4 protein-coding genes are annotated in these 2,827 nt (G+C 44.5%); all 4 read left to right on the top strand.

Going from position 1 to position 2,827, the window contains the following annotated elements; genetic code table 11:
* Position 1: 1 nt before the first annotated feature.
* Entirely contained in the window at positions 2-892 is an 891-nt protein-coding gene (gene rimK / locus QTO00_RS17725) for a 30S ribosomal protein S6--L-glutamate ligase (protein ID WP_331425955.1), read from the top strand.
* 5 nt (positions 893-897) lie between these two features.
* Complete coding sequence (locus QTO00_RS17720) at positions 898-1,920, top strand: succinylglutamate desuccinylase/aspartoacylase family protein (protein WP_331425954.1); 1,023 nt, start codon at positions 898-900, stop codon at positions 1,918-1,920.
* An 11-nt stretch (positions 1,921-1,931) separates the two neighbouring features.
* A complete protein-coding gene (locus QTO00_RS17715; protein ID WP_331425953.1) occupies positions 1,932-2,378 on the top strand; it encodes an ATP-dependent zinc protease family protein in 447 nt (148 codons plus the stop codon).
* Between the two features lie 2 nt (positions 2,379-2,380).
* Positions 2,381-2,827: mechanosensitive ion channel family protein (locus tag QTO00_RS17710; protein ID WP_331425952.1), on the top strand; the 447-nt coding region annotated here is incomplete at its 3' end.

The following is a 2,827-nucleotide window of genomic DNA, read 5'->3' as shown; positions in this document are numbered from 1 at the left end:
TTTGTCACGCAACCAAAACCTATACTCAACTCAGCGCCTTGTCGAAGCCGGGATCGAACGAGGACACGAAGTTGATGTTATCGATACGCTACATTGTTATATGGACATTACCAGCAGCCGTCCAACTGTACGTTATCAGGGTGCAGAGCTACCTCTTTACGATGCGGTGATTCCACGTATCGGTTCTTCGATTACTTTTTATGGCACCGCCGTCGCAAGACAATTTGAAATGATGGGCACATTTAACGTCAATGAATCCGTGGCAATCAGTCGTTCGAGAGACAAACTACGCTCATTACAGTTGCTTTCTCGTAAAGGTGTAGGTCTTCCTAGAACTGGTTTCGCGAGCAAGCCAGACAATATTAAAGACCTAATCAAAAACGTTGGGGGCGCTCCGTTAGTAATCAAACTTCTAGAAGGAACCCAAGGCATAGGTGTGGTTTTAGCAGAAACGTCCAAAGCTGCGGAAAGTATCATCGAAGCCTTTATGGGGTTAAAAGCGAACATTCTCATTCAGGAGTATATTAAAGAATCCGGAGGCGCTGATATTCGTTGCTTAGTCATCGGCGGTCGAGTTGTAGCCGCAATGAAGCGTCAAGCTGCTGAAGGAGAATTTCGCTCTAACTTGCACAGAGGTGGCTCTGCTGAAGTGATCCGATTAACCAAAGAAGAGCGAGAAACCGCAGTCGCAGCGGCAAAGATCATGGGACTCAACTTTTGTGGTGTCGACTTGCTACGTTCAAATAGCGGCCCGATGGTAATGGAAGTCAACTCATCTCCAGGCCTAGAAGGTATCGAGAAAGCAACCAATTTAGATGTTGCGGGAAAACTGTATGAGTTTATAGAAAAGAACGCTAAGTTTCACGCCAACAAAACACGTGGTAAAGGGTAAGCAGTATGTCGCCTCTAACTATCGGTGGTAACACTATATTACCGGGTGAACGAACCAAAATAGCCCTTCCTGTCGCCAAACTATACACCGACGGGGAAGTTTCTTTACCTGTGTATATTATTCGAGGCAAACGGGAAGGCCCCAATATTTTTGTCAGTGCCGCGGTCCATGGTGACGAGTTGAACGGAATAGAGATTGTTCACCGCATCATCAATATGAAACGGTTTAAAGTCCTGCGTGGCAGTGTCATTTTTGTTCCTATGGTAAATGTTCATGGTGTTATTCATCAAAGTAGATATTTGCCAGACCGCAGGGACTTAAATCGCAGCTTTCCCGGATCGGCAAAAGGTTCATTGGCCGCGCGTGTCGCCAACATTTTCAAAACCGAAATTATTGATAAATGTCAGTACGGCATTGATCTTCACACAGGAGCAATACATAGAACCAACTTACCGCAAATTCGAGCGAATGTTGAGGATGAGACCACTGCTCAACTAGCCACTGCGTTTGGCGCTCCTGTTGTATTGCACTCTGAGGAAATTGATGGCTCTTTACGAGACTGCGCTGCCAACTCAAATACCAAAGTACTGGTTTATGAAGGAGGAGAAGCACTTCGATTTGATGAGACCTCCATCAGAATGGGAACTCGCGGAGTAATACGAGTATTGCGATACCTAAACATGGTCAGTAAAAGTAGTAAATCGAGTAAAACCGTCCCAGACCCAGTTATCGCTAGAGGCAGCCAATGGGTGCGTGGCAGTGCCAGCGGAATAGTGAAGCACAAGTTTCAACTGGGTGACTACGTAAAAAAAGGCGACCAACTCGCGACCATTAGTAGTGCTTATGGTGAAGAATTAGCCACTATCACCGCGCCTAAGACTGGGGTTATCATCGGCAAACAAAACATCCCTTTAGTTCAAGAAGGTGAAGCCATGTACCACATCGCTTATTTTAACGAGGACGAGCAAGTCGTCGCGGATCAAATAGACAAGCTCTCAGAAGATATTGCATCAAGGCAGATAAAATAGGGGGGATGAATATGAGTAGGAAAGAGAAAGTCATTATTGGACGTTTAGAGAATATTTCTTTACCTGACCTAGGTATCGAGAGCCTAACGGTTAGGGTTGATTCTGGAGCACAGACCTCTTCGCTGCATGTCGACAATATATCTTTGCTAACAGAGCAAGGTAAACCTTGCATTCAATTTGATATCCATCCAGAGGTTCATAACGTTGATAAGGTGGTCAGATGCCAATCCGAGCTCTATGACTTACGAAAAATTAAATCGTCGAATGGAGCCTCTGAACAACGCTATGTCATTGAGACGAATGCGCGACTCGGACAATTGGAATGGCCAATTCAAATTACTCTTACCGACCGTTCGGATATGACCTACTTAATGCTCCTGGGTCGGCAAGCGATGGGGACCAAGTTTTTAATTGATCCTTCAAAAGTCTTTTGCGGTTCAAGTATCGAGGAAATATAAACATGTTTGAGCAAGCAATTTCATGGCTAGAGATGACTCTTTTTACCTTTAACGACCAACCTGTGACATTGTGGGCAATACTTGCCGTACCAACATGGGTGGTATCTAGTTTGTGGATAGCAAAACTGATCATTAAACGAGTTTGTACAAAACTCACGTCCTCTGGCAAAGATCCGAACATCGTCCACTTAATCCAACGAATACTGTTTGTCATTGCACTTGGCATCATTTTCCTAACGACTTTATCAATGCTGAATATTCCAATTACGGCATTTGCATTTTTGTCAGGTGCTATCGCTATTGGCTTTGGCTTCGGTGCCCAAAATATCATCAATAACTTTATCAGCGGTTGGATACTCATCGGTGAAAAGCCCATCCGTATTGGTGACTTTCTTGAGATAGAAGGCGCTAAAGGAACGGTTGAACAAATTAATACACGTTCAACACGA

It is taken from the genome of Vibrio sp. M260118 (genome assembly GCF_036533755.1).
Lineage (GTDB): Bacteria > Pseudomonadota > Gammaproteobacteria > Enterobacterales > Vibrionaceae > Vibrio.
This window is presented reverse-complemented; position numbering and strand designations above follow the sequence as displayed.